We start from the raw sequence: 15581 nt of genomic DNA on the forward strand, positions 1-15581 counted from the left end.
ACTTATCGAATTCGTAAATATGGTGCTGCCATGCTGGATCTCGGCTTACTCAAGACACTCGTTGCGGTCGTCGACGAAGGCAGCTTCACGCGTGCGGCGGAGCGGGTGCATCGCACGCAGTCGACTGTGAGCCAGCAGATCCGGCGTCTGGAAGACGAGCTTGGGCGGCAATTGCTCATGCGCGACCGCTCCGGGGTGAACGTCACGCCGACGCTTCACGGCGAGCTCCTCGCGCAGTACGCACGCAAGCTGCTCGCGTTGTCGATGGAAGCGGTCGACGCGATGGAGAACGACAGCCGTGTCTCAACCGTGCGCGTGGGATTGCCCGAGGACATCGACGCGCGTCGCATGGCGGACATGCTCTCGCGCTTCGTGCAGGCGCACGGTGATATCCGTCTGGAGATTGTGGCCGGCATGAGTACCGACTTGCGGGAGCGGTTGAGCGCGGGCGACCTGGAGCTGGCGCTCGTCAAACGCGAACCGGGGCAGGGCGACTGTCTGATGGCGTGGCCCGAGACGCTGGTGTGGGCGATGGCGGTGCGCTCGGCAGAGACGGAAGCGGCGCGAGAGACCGACAGCCTGGCGCACGCGCCGGTGCCGTTGGCGCTGTTCCCACAGGGCTGTATTTACCGTCAGCGCGCGATTCGCAGCCTCGACGCCGCCCAACGTCCGTGGCGTATGGCGTTCGGCAGCCACAGCCTCACGGGCATTCAGGCGGCGGTGTCGTCGGGGCTTGGGGTGTCGGTGCTGCCGGAGACGGTGCTGTTGCCCGACCACGCCGTGTGTGACACGTTGCCGCCACCGCCACCGTCGGAGATTGCGCTGGTGGACGGCGGCGGTCCGGCGTCGGCGTCGCGTCGTGCGCTGGCCGACTTTCTCGCGGTGACGGTCGGCGAGACGCTGGGTGTCGCAACGGCGTAATACGCGACGACCTACAACGACCTACGACGCGCGCGACGCCGGTGCAACGCCGGCTTCTTCAGCTGCCACGCGACCCATGCTCAGATGCACTGCCAACGCGCACAGTGCAGCGAATACCCCGGCGGCGAGGAATGCACCGCTGAAGCCGCTGGCATACGCGCTGCGACCCGCGTCGAGCAACGCGTGGCCGACCGAGTCGGGATAGAGATGCAATGCCTGGGCGAAGTCACCGGCGGAGATCGCATCCGCGAAGTCGAGGCGTGTGGCGAGATCGCTCTGCGCGCTGCCGACCAGTGCAGGCACATGCGCGGCGACGCTGCGATGCACCCCGGCACTCAGCACAGCACCGAGCGCCGTGTAGCCGAGCAGAATGCCGGAGAAGCGGAACGTCGTGCTGATGCCCGACGCCATCCCCGCGCGATCCCGCGCAATCGTCCCCATGATGGCTTTCTGCGTCTCGCCGTTGAGTAACCCGCCGCCGCTGCCGAGCACGAACATCGCGACGGTCAGCGACAGTGCCGAATGCGCGAGGCTTTGCGTCGACACATACGCCATGGCGGCATTGCCCAACCCGGTCAAGGCGAGGCCGATGACAAGAATCCGGTGCGACGGCAGATGCGCCGACAACCGCTTTCCGATCTGCGGAAGCAGCAACATCGCGATGGCGAACGGCAGCATGGCGATGCCCGCGCCGAGCACCGATTCACCGCGCGCGTTCTGAAGAAACTGCGGTAGCAGCGAGGCCATCACTTGCGCGCAGGCGGCGTACGAGAACATGGCGAGCGTGGCCCCGGCGAATGGCCATGAGCGGAACAGCGACAGATCGAGCATCGGTTGCGCACGCGAACGCTCCACGCCTGCGAAGATCGCGAAGAGCACGGCACCGGCGGCGAAGCGCGTCAGAATGCCCGGGCTGGTCCAGCCAGCGGCAGGTGCTGCGATCAGCGCCCACGTCACACAAAACATGGCGCTCGCGAACAGCGCGATGCCGGAGATGTCGACACCGCGCTGGCCCTCCGCTTTCGACTCGGGAACGATGCGTACCACGGCCAGCGCGAGCGCGGCGCAGATCGGCACGTTGACGTGAAATGCCCAGCGCCAGCCGAGCGTGTCGCCGATCACACCGCCGATGAGCGGCGAGAGCACCATCGTCAGGCCCATCACCATGCCCCAAAGTCCCCATGCCCGAGCGCGCGCTTCTTTTTCGTGGAAGCCGTGGCCGATGATGGCGAGCGCCGGGGCCAGCAGAAACGCTGCGCCAACGCCCTGCGCCGCACGCGCGATGTAGAGCCATTGCGCCGTGGGCGACAGACCGCACGCGAGCGATGCCGCCGCGAAGCCGGTGATCCCGCAGAGAAACACGCGACGACGCCCGAACCGGTCGGCGATGGACCCCGCGGGCAGCAGCAGCGCCGCGAAGCACAGCACGTATGCGCCGATCACCCACTGCACTTGTGCGAAGCTCGCATGCAGTTGCGCCGAGATGGTCGGCAAAACGACGCCGACGACGTTGGTGTCGAGCACCGTCATCGCGCAGCCGGTGGATGCGGTGAGCAACAGCGCGAGGCTGCCCGTCGACGACGGGGCGGCGCTCGCGGTTGAGGCGTTATTGGAGCTTTGCGTTGCCATGCTGGGTGTCCGCTTGGATCAGACCGTCGAGCCCGGCCTTGGCGATTTCTTCGTCATGTTGCGGGGTATCGGCCGACACGCCGATGGCACCGACGACCGTGCCGTTCACGACGAGCGGCAGGCCCCCACGCATGAGGACGTAGCCTTGCGCAGTGCCGACGGCACGGCGTGCGCCGTTCACCGCGTCTTCCAGTACACCGCTCGGGCGGCGGAACAGCGCGGCAGTGCGTGCTTTGCCCGGTGCGAGGTCTACGCCCGCGGGGACGGCGGCGTTGTCCATGCGTACCAGTGCGATGGGCAGACCGGCGGCGTCGACCACCGAGATGACGCACGGCCAGCCTTCCGAGGCGGCTTTCGTCTGTGCGGCGCGAATGACGTTTTGCGCAGCGTCCAGCGTGAGGACAGGGCGTGTGGGCAACTCGGCGGCATGCGACAGCAGTGGGGCCGCGCCAGCGCAAAGGGCGATCGTCATGGCGCAAATCTGGGCGACGTGTCGCGGGGCACGGCGCAGGGCATCGGAAACGCGGTTAGTCATCGTCAAAAACTCCCGTACTGAGTGAAGGATCGCTGCCGGAAATTACGTCGAAATCTCACGTCGGACGACAGCGATTTGGGTGGGAGTATTCGACCATGCAGGGGGCCGCCGAGTCATTGCCGAGCGTCGGCGAAGTTATTAGGTAAAACCTAATGAAATCGACGATGACGCCCGCTTTGCCGCGCGGTAGCATGGCCGAGCACGCATAACAAACCGAGAGGATTTCGTGGAACTTCGGCACTTTCGCTACTTCGTGACGCTGGCGCAGACGCTGCACTTCGGACGTGCCGCGCAAGCGCTGGATATCGCTGCCCCGACGCTCACCGTGCAGATTCAGGACATCGAACGCATGCTGGGCGTGCAGCTCTTCGCACGCAGTCGTCGCGATGTGCGTCTGACACCCGCCGGGGAGATGTTCCTGCTCGAAGCGAAGCAGGTACTTGCGCAAGCCGAACGCGCCGTGCTGGCAGGGCAGCGTGCCGGGCGTGGCGAGACGGGGCGAGTCGAGATCAGTTACGTCGGCTCGGCGGTGTACTCGGGCGTTTTGCAATCGCAACTGGCGGCGTTCCGTCAGGCGTGGCCGGGGGTGATCGTCACGGCGCGCGAGGTCTCGCAACACGAGTCACCCGCGATGCTCGTGGACAATCGCATCGATATCGCACTGGTTCGGATGCCGGTCAATCTTCACAACCGGCATCGTGCGCACGTGCTGTTTCGGGACAGCTTCTGCGTGGCGCTCCCGGCGGGCAATCCGCTGGTGAAGCAGTCGGGTGCGATCGATCCCGAGTCGCTCGACGGCGAGCGTTTCATCAATCCGGAACAGACGTTGGGAACGTTCGAGGTGGCGCGTCGCGGGGGCTTCACGCCAGTGATCGGCTCCGCGCCCGGCTCGCTGATCGCTGTGCTGACAGCCGTAGCGCTGGGCGAGGGCGTGGCTATCGTGCCGGACGTCCTCGTCGGTGCGACGGCGATACCCGGCGTCGTCTTCAAGCCGCTGGCGGGGCCGCCGATTCACTCGGAAATCTCGGCGGTCTTCCGCAGCTTCGAGCCATCGCTAGCCGTCTCGAAACTCATCGCTCAGATTACGCAGACGGCCGCTGTGACGTCCTATGCACTGTTCGATCAACCGCAATGACAATGGCGAACGTCGCGAGCGTGCGCCTCACTCTACCGGATGAAACTGAGCGAGCAAATCGAGGAACAGATCCAGTGCGCGCGTGCGCGGCCGCGACGCTTCCGTGATCGCGCTGATCGCATTCTCGTACTCCGGCCCCGAGGGCACGCGCGCCAGTGCATGTCGCTTCGCAAACGACGCCGCGTAATACTGCGGCAGCAGCCCCACGTAGTGTCCCGAGAGCACCAGCATCGCCACGGCTTCCAAGCCGGACGCCGTCGGCCCGCGCGTCAAACCCAGTGAGTTCAGCGCTTCATGCACGAACGGTTGTGTTCGATACACCAGTGGCAATGTCGACGCGTCCTTCATCCGGTGTCGTGCCACATACAACTGGTGACGTTCGATAAACAGCGGCTGGTAATGAAACCCCGCTTCGCGCCGGTACATCCCCCGAATCGCGATCTGCACGCGACGCTCGCGTAATGCCAGATCCAACTCGTTGAAGGTCATCACCGTCAACTCGACTTTCACGTCGGGGGCCTGCGTCTTGAGTGCGTCCAGCGCCTCCGGAATGTGGCAGCCGACGTCCGACAGAATGTGTTCGACCATGCCGATGGAGAGCGTGCCCGAGAGCACCCCTCGCACGGCATCGATCTCCGGACGGATGCGCTCCAGCGACTTCAACGCGTCGCGCGCCAGCTCCAGGGCGACCTTGCCCGCGTGCGTCAAAACGAAACCTGACGGCCCACGCTCGCACAGCCGCGTACCCAGCGTCTCCTCGACCTCGCGGATATGTCGGCTGATCGACGCCTTCGACATGTTCAACTGCTTCTCCGCCGCAGCAAAGCCACTGGCCTGTGCCACCGCGCAGAAGATGCGCAACGAGCGCAGATCGCGCTCACTGAAGTCCCGATTCGCCACTGTCTGCTCCCATCTGTTGCGCTTGGGTTTACCCCTGAAAACCTGCACAAGCCGCAGCGGGCGGTGAGTTTCAAAAGGTTTCGTTTTTCGAAACCATACCAATAAAAAAATCATTTTTCATGATCTTTTTGCCCGCATACATTGAATTGCAGAGGCGCGAACTTCCTCCGGCCACAGACGCAATTACACCGCTAGCACCGACATCACCGGACGCGCCCCATCAAGCCCTAACCCACATGACGCGAGGCAAGCTATGAAGACCTGGTCCAGACGATCCTTTGTAAAGGCGACGCTTGCATCGAGCGCCGCATTGGCGCTCCCAGTCGTGCCGACGCTGGCCTTTGCCGAAGGCGGCACGCTTGCCGACATCAAGAAGCGTGGCAAGCTGACGGTCGGCACCGAAGCGGCTTACGAGCCGTTCGAATATGTCGAAAACGGACAAGTAGTCGGGTATGGGCACGATGTCCTCGAACTGATGGCCGCGAAGCTCGGCGTCAAGCTCGAACAGATGAATCTGCCGTTCCAGGGCTTGTTGCCGGGCCTGATGTCGCACAAGTTCGACTTTGTGGCGACGAGCGTCGGCATCACGCCCGAGCGCGCCAAGCGCTTCGCGTTCAGCCAGCCGGTCGGCGTCGTGCGCTCGGTGTTGATGGTGCGTGTCGACGAGACCGCCATCAAGAGCGGCATGGATATCGGAGGCAAGACCATCGGCACGCAGATGGGCTCGTCGTCGCAACCGGTGGCGGACGAGTTCGAGAAGGAACTCAAAGAGAAGACAGGCAAGGGCTATGCGGGCACGCGTTTGTTTCAGGCGTATCCGGACGTCTCCAACGCGCTCGCCAACAAGACCATCGACGTCGCGCTAATGCCATCCAACATCGCCGCTGTGCAGATGCGCAAGCAGCCGAACGCGTTCCGCATCGCCGGCACCATCGGTCAGCCGAAGCTGCTGGCCTGGGTGGCGAATCCGAACGATCTCGAGATTCGCAAGTTCATCAACGACTCGCTCGACGAATTCCGCGCCAACGGCAAGCTCGCTGCGTTGCAGAAGAAGTGGTTCGGCGGCCCGATGGATACGCCGCGCGAGAACTACCTGCCGCAGGGGGCGATTTGACCTCCGCCGCCATGGTCGACGGTCTCGGCAGCATGGGGGGTATGGCCGGTGTGATTCAACCGTTTCTCGAGGGCGTGGTCTCAGGGACGGCGATCACCCTGGCCGCATCGGCCGGAGCCTTCGTGATCGGGCTGGCGCTCGGGATCGTGCTGCTGCTCATGCGCATCTCGCCGTTCGCACCGTTGCGCTCGCTGGTGGTGCTGTGGGTGAGTCTGATTCGCGGCACACCGGCGCTGATCCACATGCTGATCGCGTACTACATGGTGCCGGCGATGTTCGATCTGTCGATCTCACCCGTCACTGCGGGCGTGGCGGCACTCGCCTGCAACACGAGCGCTTACATCGTCGAAATTCTGCGCGGCGCACTCGGCACGATCTCGTACGGACAACGCGCCGCCGGTTATGCGATGGGCATGCGAGCGACGCAGGTGTGGCGGCATGTGCTGCTGCCGCAGGTCATCTACCGCTCCATTCCGCCGCTGACCAGCGAGTTCACGATTCTGCTCAAGGCGTCGTCGCTGATGTCGATCATCGCCGTGCCGGAACTCGCGACGGTCGCACGCAACGCCACTTTGCAGACGGATCTGCCGTTGCAGGTCTTCGCGATCACAGCGGCCGTGTACTTCGTGTTGCTGTTCTGCATTTCGGCCGCGTCGCGTGTGTGCGAGCGCCGCGTATCGAGGATGTTGCCCCATGGCCATTGATTTCTCCATCGTCCGCGAAGCGATTCCTGTCCTGCTCGAAGGCCTGCGCGTCACTGCGCTCGTGAGCCTTGCCGGTATCCCCATCGGCATCGTGATCGGCATCGCTGCCGCCTACGCCGCGCAGTCGCGCACGTTGCTGCGCCCGATAGCGCTCGGTTACGTCGAGCTGGTGCGCAACATCCCGTATCTGATCCTCGTCTATCTGTCGTTCTTCGGCTTGCCGAAGCTTGGTGTGAGCGCGTCGGCCATGACGGTCGCAGTCGGGTGCACGGCGTTCTACACCGGTGGCTACTTCTGCGAAATCCTGCGTGCAGCCCTGCGCAGCGTGGCGCTCGGCCAGACGCACGCAGCGCTCTCGCTGGGCATGACTTACTGGCAGACGCAGCGTCACATCATCGCGCCGCAGTTGTTCGGCTTTCTGATTCCGCCGACGACGAGCCTCGTAATCATGATGTTCAAGGACTCGGCCATCTTCTCGGTGATGAGCCTGCCGGAGATGACCTATCAGAGCAATCTGCTCACCGCAAACACGTTCGCTTACGTCGAAGTGCTCGGCACGACGGCATTGATCTACTGGCTCAGCAGCGTCTTGCTGGCCGGTGTGGGGCGGCGTCTGGAAACCGTGGTCGGGCGACGTACCCGCACACCCGACGCCGTCGCTTTCTCGACACTCCCCGCCAAAGGAAAAGGACAACTCTCATGACGACTTACACCGTTGCCCCGCGCACAGGCCATCCGACCCTGCTGTACTCGGAGCTTGATCTCGACATCGACAACCTGAAGGCGGACATCGCCGTGCTCGGCATGCCATACGGTGCGCCTTACGCTGCGTCCGACTTCAGCAACGATCAGACGAACGCACCGTCCGCGATTCGTCAGGCGACGGACCGCGTGGTGCGCCGTCCCGAGCATTACGACTTCGATATCGACGGCCCGCTGCTGCAAGGGCGCAAGGACATCCGGTTCGTCGATTGCGGCGACATCGTGCCCGACCTGTCTAAGCCGGGCGAGCACTATGCCCGCGCCGAAGCGGCGGTGCGTCGCATCGCAGCGGGCGGTGCGATGCCCATCGTGCTGGGCGGCGACCATGGCATCACCACACCCGTGCTGCGCGGTCTCGATCAGAAGGGACCGATCACGCTCGTGCACATCGACGCGCACCTGGACTGGCGCGACGAAGTGAACGGTGTGCGTGAAGGTCTATCGAGCCCGATTCGTCGCGCGTCGGAAATGGCGCACGTGGATCGCATCATCCAGATCGGTTTGCGTGCGCAGGGCAGCGGCCGTCCGGCGGACCTCGCGGCGGCCCGCGAGTACGGTGCGGAACTGGTGACGGCGTATGAGCTGCACGACATCGGCATGGACGCCGTGCTCGATCGCATTCCCGACGGCAGCAACTACTACCTCACCATCGATGCCGACGGGCTCGATCCGTCGACCATGCCCGCCGTGGCTGGCCCGGCACCGGGTGGCGTGACCTTCGTGCAGGCGCGCAAGCTGATTCACGGTCTGGTGCGCAAGGGGCGCGTGGTCGGCATGGACATCGTTGAAATTCAGCCGGAGAAGGACGACGCAAACCTGATTTCGTGTGTGACGGCCGGCCGTCTGATCCTCAACCTGATCGGCGCGTCGATTCGCGCAGGACACTACGACAAATGAGCACCGCACAACCCATCATCGAGATTCGCGACGTCGACAAGTGGTACGGCGCGCACCACGTGCTCAAGCAATGCTCGACGCATGTCGGCAAGGGCGAGATCGTGGTGGTGTGCGGGCCGTCCGGCTCGGGCAAGTCGACGCTGATCAAGACTGTCAACGCGCTGGAGCCGTTCCAGAAGGGCGACGTTGTGGTGGCAGGCACGTCGCTCACCGCGAAGTCGACCAATCTGCCGAAGCTGCGTAGCAAGGTCGGCATGGTCTTCCAGCATTTCGAGCTGTTCCCGCATCTGGATCTGACACGCAATCTCACGCTTGCACAGCAGATCGTGCTCGGGCGTGACGCCGATTCTGCGCGCACCAAAGCGCGGGCGTTGCTTGATCGTGTGGGACTGTCGGCGCACGCGCACAAGTATCCGGGGCAACTGTCCGGCGGTCAGCAGCAACGCGTGGCGATCGCGCGAGCGTTGTCGATGGACCCGATGGCGATGCTGTTCGACGAACCCACGTCGGCGCTCGATCCGGAAATGGTCAACGAAGTGCTCGACGTGATGGTCGAACTCGCCCGCGAGGGCATGACGATGATGGTCGTCACCCATGAGATGGGCTTTGCGCGACGTGTGGCGCATCGCGTGGTGTTCATGGAGGACGGCGCGATCATCGAAGACAGCCCGACCGACGTGTTCTTCAATGAAGCGGCGAGTCCCGCCGCGAAGCGCTTCCTCTCCAAGATTCTGGCGCACTGACTGCGCCGCCGACCCATATAGAAAGACGAGACAACATGACGCACACCCGCATTCGCAAGTTCAACACCCGCGAGACCTATCCGGAACAGAAGCTCGACAACGATCTGTGCCAGGCGGTGATCGCAGGGAACACGATCTATCTGCGCGGGCAGATCGGTCAGGACCTCGACACGCGTGAGTCGGTAGGCATTGGCGACGTGACGGCACAGACCGAACGCGCCATGGCCAACGTGAAGATGCTGCTGGACGAATGCGGCAGTCAACTCGCGGATATCTGCAAGGTGACGGTCTATATCGTCGATCCGCGTTATCGCGAGGCTGTGTACAACGTCATGGGCCGCTGGCTCAAGGGCGTGTTCCCCGTCTCGACGGGCATCGTGGTGCAGGCGCTGGCGCGTCCTGAGTGGTTGGTGGAAATCGATGTGACGGCGGTGAAGTCGACCGCTTGACCTCGTGTAGTCGAATCGAGGGACGCAAAACGTCACGGGCGATGCATCGACGTATCGATACATCGGCCGTGAAGAAGCTGTCGGTGATTCAGAAGCGGCGCTTGACGTACACGGTCGCGCCGAGATCCTTCTGACGGAGAATCGGGATCTTGGCGCTTGCGGAAACCGTCCAGTCTTCGGTCTTCAGCGAAAGCCCGCGCTTGGGATCGGAACCCAGCTTGTCGTCGGTATTGTTCCACTGAACAAGGGACAATTGCGGCGAGCGGTTCGGCCCGATGCTCAGATAATTTCGCGTCGCTTTCGCGGCGTCGGCCGCATCGGCGGCCGAGGGCGTCTCGATCCAGTCGGCAGTCCGGTGTTCGGCGGACGGTGCTGCGCTGTTGATCGCTTCGATCCTCGTGTAGAGAAAGGCGTTGGTGTCTGCCTGTGTCATCCGGTCGACGCGCTCGGGCGACTCAGGGCCTTCTCGACCGAACGGATAGAGCGTGACGGGGACGGCCGGAACCACTGCGACGGAGATGGGGGCAGGCGGAGGCGGGACACGTACGGGTAGTGGTGACGGACCGAGGTTGGCCATCATCATCTGTTCGGATGAACCCGTGCCGACACCTTGCGACATCGCCACGCCGCTGAGCATGGCAAGACAAGTGCCGATCATCCATTTATTCAGGCACGTCATGGACATGCCTCCCGTGAAGGAATGGAAACGCTAATTCACTGGCCCCATTTTTACCTTCGTACGGCGTGCTTCTTTACTTCGCAAACTTTGTATTACGAACCGTCTTGAGCGGTTTCTCAGCGTGCCGTATGCACTTAGGAAGTGTAGTCAGTCATTTGCATCGCGCTACCCCAATTTGCACCCGGTTCATGCTGCATTGCGATTAGCGCAGGGGCTCAGGCCCGCCGGACAAGACCTTGATGCATTCGTCGCCGGAATGGCTCCGGGTATATCCCGACACTTCGCAGCGTCAAACCTGCTCGTCGCGAGCCTTCAGCCAAAGCCCGAACTCCTTCATCACGTCGACCACGGGACGCAACCGTTCGCCGTCGGCCGACAACGCATATTCGACTTTGACAGGCGAGGTCGGGTGCACGGTGCGCGTGATCAGACCCGCCTCTTCGAGCGCGCGAAGGTCGAGCGTGAGCATGCGTTGCGAAATGCCGGGCACGTCACGCCGCAGATCGTTGAATCGTTTGGGACCGTCGAGCAGATACGACACGAGCAGCAGTCGCCATCTCCCGCCGAGGACACGCATCGATTCTTCCACCGAACAGCCGGACAGATTCTCTTTCATCGGGCACTCACATTTTTAAAAGTCGGTATATTTTTTGTACTTATATGACATTTTAGTGCCTTCTTTATTTTTTATACCGAATCCCTAGAATGACCCCCCACAACATCATTCAAGGATTCCTCATGAAGCTTTATTACGTGCCGGGCGCTTGCTCGCTGTCGCCTCATATCGTGCTTAACGAACTGGAGGCCGATTTTGCGCTGGTGAGGGTCGATTACAAAACGCATACGACAGAAGATGGCCGGGACTTCCACTCGCTCAGTCCCTTCGGCTACGTTCCGCTGCTGGAATTGGCAGACGGCACGCGACTGCGCGAAGGGCCTGCCATCGTGCAGTACCTGGCGGACCGCAAGCCTGAGCTGGCGCTCGCGCCCGCGAATGGATCGTTAGATCGCTACCGTCTTCAGGAGTGGCTGAACTTCCTCAGCACCGAAATTCACAAGGGGTTCATTCCGCTGCTCTATGCGGTGCTCGCGGGGAAGTACGGCACGGAATCGGCGAAGCCGAAGCTGGAAGCTCGCTTCAAATGGATCGACGAGCAACTGGCGGAGCGGGCGTATCTGATGGGCGACGACTTTACCGTCGCCGATGCCTACCTGTTCACGCTCACCCAATGGGGGCAGGCGTCGTGGCTTCAGTCGGTCTACAAGGCGAACATCCACTTTGACGACCTGACCCATTTGCAGCGCTGGTATCGCCGCGTGCTGGCGCGCCCTGCCGTGCAGCGCGCGCTTGGGGCAGAAGGGCTGGCGGCGACGGCGCGCTGCGCCTAACGACGTTGCTCGTGAATCGTGTGGGGGGGAACGGACGGGCGCGCGTGACGCTCGCTTCGACCGAACCACTCGGAGAATGCGTGCGCGCATTGTTCGCCGATGGGGCCGGACCGGTCGAGCATGACGGCTTCCTGCGCGTGCACGGCGGCCTGCCAGTCGGACGCGCCCGCGATGGCCTCGGCGAGTTCCGCGGCATCGAGCATGGCGAGATTGACGCCGACACCCATCGGCGGCATCACGTGCGCGGCGTCGCCGATGAGCGTGAGACCCGGCGTTGCGGGCCATCGCGTACCCGTCGGTAAGCCGACGATCGGGCGTATGGCGACGATGCGCTCGGCGTCCTCGATCAACGTCAACAGACGGGGCGACCAGCCGGGAAAACGTGCGAGCAAATCCTGCCGTGTGATGTCAGCGAGCGCTTTCTCCGGACGGTCGGTATCGTCGGCATGCGTTCTGAACGCCGCATAGGACCTTATGACGTCGTTGCCATTGCGCTGTGCAAAGAGCGCGGTGCCTGAGCCGGGGCCGTTGCCCACCGACATGAGTGTTCCATGGCCGACCAGTGCCGCGACGCCGGGGTGCTGACGCTCGACATCGGAAAACCAGAGTTCGACGAACGTCACGCCTGTGTACACCGGGCGAACCTCGGTGAGCGCGGCTCTGACGGCAGACCCGGCACCGTCGGCACCGATGACAAGATCGCATTCGTGGGTGCGTCCGTCTTGCAAATGCACGACGCGGCGGCCGGCCGGGGTTGTGCCAATGCCAACGACGCGCGTTCCCCACACCACGGTGCCGGTGGGTAACGGTTCGAGCAGAAGCTCGCGCAGCACGAGGCGGTCGATCTCGGGACTGTCGCCGGTGCCGGGGGCGGGAATGTCTTCGAGTAGGGTTTCGCCCGTCGCCCAGTCGATGTCGCGAAGCTCCTGATCGTCATGACGGGCCGTCGCCATGTAGACGTCGAGTAATCCGGCTTTCCTGAGGGCAAGCTGACCGTCCGGCACATGGAGGTCGAGCATGCCGCCCTGATCGCGCGAGGTGGCGCTCGTATCACCCTCGAAGACCGTCACGTCGAAGCCATCGCGACACAGCATATTGGCGGCGACAAGTCCGGCCGGTCCGGCCCCGGCGATCACGATGACGGGTTTCTGCGACATTTCTTTCTCCTGAGCACGACGCCGACATAGCGTTCACGACGCACTCTATCGGTGGCTGCGATTGCTCCGTTATCCGCATAAGGTCAAAATATGCTGAAAATCGGCCAACCCCGGATTTCACCTTTATGCCGCGCAATCTCAGGAAAGTCGCTCAGGGACACGAAACGCTGTCAGGTTTCGGTGTTGACGGCACACGTCCCGAAAGCATTCGCCGCCTGAATCAATGGCACCGGCATGCACAGGGCCAATTGATCTACATCGGCGCGGGGCACTTTCATATCCGCACCGACTTCGGCGCGTGGCTGTTGCCGCCGCAGCGTGCCGTGTGGATTCCGCCGGATCTGATGCACTGGGGCGAGTTGAAGGGGGTGAAGACCGGCGCGAACATCCTGCTTGCGCCGGTGTATTGCGAGACGTTGCCTGACCGTCCGCAAGTGCTTTCGGTCGGGCCATTGTTCGAAGCGCTGATTCATCGCGTGGCCGGATGGCGCACGGACTTTGCCGCGTCGCCGGAGGAGGCACGCGTCATGGCGGTGCTGATCGACGAAATTCGTGCGGCACGGCATGAGCCGCTGCATTTGCCGATGCCCAGTGACAAGCGCCTGCTCAAGATGACGGCGCTGGTGCTCAGCGAGCCGGGGCGCGAGCATTCGCTTGAGACGTTGTCGTCGATGGCTGGACTGTCGACGCGCACGGCACGACGCCTGTTCGCGGCGTCGGTCGGCATGACATTGTCGGCGTGGCGTCAGCAGGCGAGGCTCATGAGCGCCGTCGAGATGCTGTCGGACGGTGAGTCGGTGTCTGCGATTGCCGATGCGTTGGGTTACGCTAGCCCCAGCAATTTCATCGCGATGTTTCGCTCGGTGTTCGGCGTGACGCCGGGGAAATACGTCGGGAACGCGCGCGCCTAACGCAAGATCCTGTGCCGCGTGCGCGCCCGACGTCGTACGGAAGTGTCGACGCTCACTCCGCCGGTGCGACGCTCACGCCCGTGATGCCGTGCCGCTGCATGGCGTCGGCCACGAAGCCCTCGCGCTTCACGTTTTCTACAAACGTCTTGAGGTAAGCCAGCGCCGCTTCGCCGCGCGTGATCGGCACGCCCATCGCCTGACGAATGACCATGAAGCGTTCGTCCAGCAGGCGATAGCCGGTGAGGTTCGCCACGTCCTGTTCCAATTGCTGTTTGACGCCGGCGGCCACTTCACAGCCGGTGTCGATGAACGTCTTGATCACCGTCGGCGACGTCGGCGCACGTACGATTTCGGCGTGCTTGAGTTCGCGCGTCAGGAACAGATCGTAGGCGCTACCCTGACCGACGACCACGCGGGTGCCTGCATGATCGACGTCGGCATTGGTCTTGACGGGGGACGCGTTGCGCACGAGGTAATAGCCTTCGATGAGGACATACGGCGACGTGAAGCCGATTGTCGCTGCCCGGCGAGGATCGATAGCGAAGAAGCCCACGTCGGCCTGCTCGTTCGTGACTGTCTCCACCGATTTTCCGGCAGCGTCGACCACCACCAGTTCCAGCTCGACGCCGAGTCGCTTCGCCAGCGCACCCGCGAGATCGACCGAGATACCGACGGGGCGGGATTGCGCATCGACGCCCGCGAGAATCGGGTTGCCGAGGTTGATGCAGGCACGCAGCACGCCAGTCGGTGCAAACGCTTCGAGCAGAGTACGGTCAGGCGTCATGATGGACTCGTAAGAGGAAAGGAAACGTGAAAGGTGACATGCAGAGAGCGTTACTTCATGCGCCGGTGAGCGCCTTCGGCACGACGTAGCGCGACCCGTCGTATTCGAGCGTGACGTTGGCGCCCTTGGCCGTGCGTTCCTTGCTGGCGCAATCGTTGCGCGTCGGCTTGTTGGTCGTGGTCGTGGTTTTCTCGCTGACGACGAGTTTCGCGTAGCCGTTTTTGCCTTCGGGGCCGACGGACACGGCACGCGATGTGTCGTCGAAGCTACCGGCACAGTTGCCGTCCCATTCGCCGCCGCTCTTTTGCGTGGCGAGGTTATCGACGACCTTGCGCAGCGTCGTGCCGTCGATGACGTAAAGGCTGAGCGAGGTCTGTGAGAACGGATTCACGCGCGACGACCCTTCGAAGCTCAAACGCACACCGAACGCTACCGTTTGCGGCGTCAGACGCCAAGGTGCGGTGTCGAGGGCAATGCCGCGCAGCATGATGGCGTCCGACGTAATCGCAGCCTTCTCGAAGCGGTGCGCGAGGATCTTGCCGCTCTGGCTGTCGGCGACGACGACTTCCACGTCGTAGACCTTGTCGTCGTCGGTGCCGCCCGGTTGCGCCATCGGCAGGACGGCGAGCGTCTGTGCCGGGTTCGCGGGCCAGACCTTGCAGGCGGCGAAGTCGGCATCGACGGTGCGCCCCGGTTGCAGCGTCTTCGCCCAGTCGTTCAGACGATCCTTGCAGTCGGCATGGGCGAGCAGCGGCAGGCAGAGCAGGGCGGCGGCCAGGAGGCGGTGCGCCTGCATGGATGAGGTCGACGAGGTCAGGGTCATCGGGGTATCCAGGGGTATACGGGGGGATGGGGAAGGAAACGTGCGCCAA

Annotated in this window: 18 protein-coding genes; 10 read left to right on the plus strand and 8 right to left on the minus strand. The window is 63.3% G+C overall.

Going from position 1 to position 15581, the window contains the following annotated elements; all coding sequences use genetic code 11:
- Positions 1–30: 30 nt before the first annotated feature.
- Complete coding sequence (locus PAQ31011_RS09185; protein ID WP_150575507.1) at positions 31–921, plus strand: LysR family transcriptional regulator; 891 nt, start codon at positions 31–33, stop codon at positions 919–921.
- A 21-nt stretch (positions 922–942) separates the two neighbouring features.
- Here the strand turns inward: PAQ31011_RS09185 and PAQ31011_RS09190 are convergent, their stop codons facing one another.
- Positions 943–2550 (minus strand): MFS transporter, encoded by a 1608-nt coding sequence (locus PAQ31011_RS09190; protein ID WP_150575508.1) that lies wholly within the window; start codon positions 2548–2550, stop codon positions 943–945.
- Positions 2528–3085: a GlcG/HbpS family heme-binding protein gene (locus tag PAQ31011_RS09195; RefSeq protein ID WP_246179452.1), complete on the minus strand. Its 558-nt coding sequence runs from the start codon at positions 3083–3085 to the stop codon at positions 2528–2530. The genes PAQ31011_RS09190 and PAQ31011_RS09195 overlap by 23 nt, the downstream gene beginning before the upstream one ends.
- 226 nt (positions 3086–3311) lie before the next feature.
- Here PAQ31011_RS09195 and PAQ31011_RS09200 point away from each other — a divergent pair, with 226 nt between their 5' ends.
- A complete protein-coding gene (locus PAQ31011_RS09200) occupies positions 3312–4220 on the plus strand; it encodes a LysR family transcriptional regulator (RefSeq protein WP_150575509.1) in 909 nt (302 codons plus the stop codon).
- A 27-nt stretch (positions 4221–4247) separates the two neighbouring features.
- Here PAQ31011_RS09200 and PAQ31011_RS09205 read toward each other — a convergent pair whose 3' ends face one another.
- A complete protein-coding gene (locus PAQ31011_RS09205) occupies positions 4248–5120 on the minus strand; it encodes a LysR family transcriptional regulator (protein ID WP_150575510.1) in 873 nt (290 codons plus the stop codon).
- A gap of 253 nt (positions 5121–5373) precedes the next feature.
- Here PAQ31011_RS09205 and PAQ31011_RS09210 point away from each other — a divergent pair, with 253 nt between their 5' ends.
- Genes PAQ31011_RS09210 through PAQ31011_RS09235 form a run of 6 tightly spaced genes read left to right on the plus strand, consistent with a single transcriptional unit; the run spans position 5374 to position 9789 of the window.
- Complete coding sequence (locus PAQ31011_RS09210) at positions 5374–6234, plus strand: transporter substrate-binding domain-containing protein (RefSeq protein ID WP_150575511.1); 861 nt, start codon at positions 5374–5376, stop codon at positions 6232–6234.
- An 11-nt stretch (positions 6235–6245) separates the two neighbouring features.
- On the plus strand, positions 6246–6938 hold the full coding sequence (locus tag PAQ31011_RS09215) for an amino acid ABC transporter permease (protein WP_150575825.1): 693 nt from the start codon (positions 6246–6248) through the stop codon (positions 6936–6938).
- Positions 6928–7641 (plus strand): amino acid ABC transporter permease, encoded by a 714-nt coding sequence (locus PAQ31011_RS09220; RefSeq protein WP_150575512.1) that lies wholly within the window; start codon positions 6928–6930, stop codon positions 7639–7641. The genes PAQ31011_RS09215 and PAQ31011_RS09220 overlap by 11 nt, the downstream gene beginning before the upstream one ends.
- Positions 7638–8597 carry an agmatinase gene (locus PAQ31011_RS09225; RefSeq protein WP_150575513.1) on the plus strand — a complete coding sequence of 320 codons (960 nt, stop codon included), beginning with the start codon at positions 7638–7640 and terminating at the stop codon, positions 8595–8597. Before PAQ31011_RS09220 ends, PAQ31011_RS09225 begins: the two co-directional genes overlap by 4 nt.
- 14 nt (positions 8598–8611) lie before the next feature.
- Positions 8612–9340: an amino acid ABC transporter ATP-binding protein gene (locus tag PAQ31011_RS09230; protein WP_150575826.1), complete on the plus strand. Its 729-nt coding sequence runs from the start codon at positions 8612–8614 to the stop codon at positions 9338–9340.
- A 35-nt stretch (positions 9341–9375) separates the two neighbouring features.
- On the plus strand, positions 9376–9789 hold the full coding sequence (locus PAQ31011_RS09235; protein WP_150575514.1) for a RidA family protein: 414 nt from the start codon (positions 9376–9378) through the stop codon (positions 9787–9789).
- Between the two features lie 88 nt (positions 9790–9877).
- Here the strand turns inward: PAQ31011_RS09235 and PAQ31011_RS09240 are convergent, their stop codons facing one another.
- Positions 9878–10468, minus strand: a complete 591-nt coding sequence (locus tag PAQ31011_RS09240; protein ID WP_150575515.1) for a hypothetical protein — start codon at positions 10466–10468, stop codon at positions 9878–9880.
- Between the two features lie 289 nt (positions 10469–10757).
- Entirely contained in the window at positions 10758–11084 is a 327-nt protein-coding gene (locus PAQ31011_RS09245) for a winged helix-turn-helix transcriptional regulator (protein ID WP_150575516.1), read from the minus strand.
- Positions 11085–11206: 122 nt separating this feature from the next.
- Between PAQ31011_RS09245 and gstA the strand changes: the two genes are divergently transcribed.
- Positions 11207–11857 carry a glutathione transferase GstA gene (gstA, locus tag PAQ31011_RS09250; RefSeq protein WP_150575517.1) on the plus strand — a complete coding sequence of 217 codons (651 nt, stop codon included), beginning with the start codon at positions 11207–11209 and terminating at the stop codon, positions 11855–11857.
- Here the strand turns inward: gstA and PAQ31011_RS09255 are convergent.
- Positions 11854–13014: an FAD-dependent oxidoreductase gene (locus tag PAQ31011_RS09255; protein WP_150575518.1), complete on the minus strand. Its 1161-nt coding sequence runs from the start codon at positions 13012–13014 to the stop codon at positions 11854–11856. The two genes, gstA and PAQ31011_RS09255, sit on opposite strands and share 4 nt — an antisense overlap.
- 125 nt (positions 13015–13139) lie before the next feature.
- On the opposite strand from PAQ31011_RS09255, the gene PAQ31011_RS09260 reads away from it, so the two are divergent.
- Positions 13140–13925, plus strand: coding sequence for a helix-turn-helix domain-containing protein (locus PAQ31011_RS09260; RefSeq protein WP_150575519.1), 786 nt, complete (start codon positions 13140–13142; stop codon positions 13923–13925).
- Between the two features lie 52 nt (positions 13926–13977).
- On the opposite strand, the gene PAQ31011_RS09265 is transcribed toward PAQ31011_RS09260, so the two are convergent.
- Both PAQ31011_RS09265 and PAQ31011_RS09270 read right to left on the minus strand, forming a co-directional pair.
- On the minus strand, positions 13978–14709 hold the full coding sequence (locus PAQ31011_RS09265; RefSeq protein ID WP_150575520.1) for an ABC transporter substrate-binding protein: 732 nt from the start codon (positions 14707–14709) through the stop codon (positions 13978–13980).
- 55 nt (positions 14710–14764) lie between these two features.
- Positions 14765–15532 carry a PA3715 family protein gene (locus PAQ31011_RS09270; RefSeq protein WP_150575521.1) on the minus strand — a complete coding sequence of 256 codons (768 nt, stop codon included), beginning with the start codon at positions 15530–15532 and terminating at the stop codon, positions 14765–14767.
- Positions 15533–15581: the final 49 nt, after the last annotated feature.

It is taken from the genome of Pandoraea aquatica (assembly GCF_902459565.1).
GTDB classification, from domain to species: Bacteria; Pseudomonadota; Gammaproteobacteria; order Burkholderiales; family Burkholderiaceae; genus Pandoraea; species Pandoraea aquatica.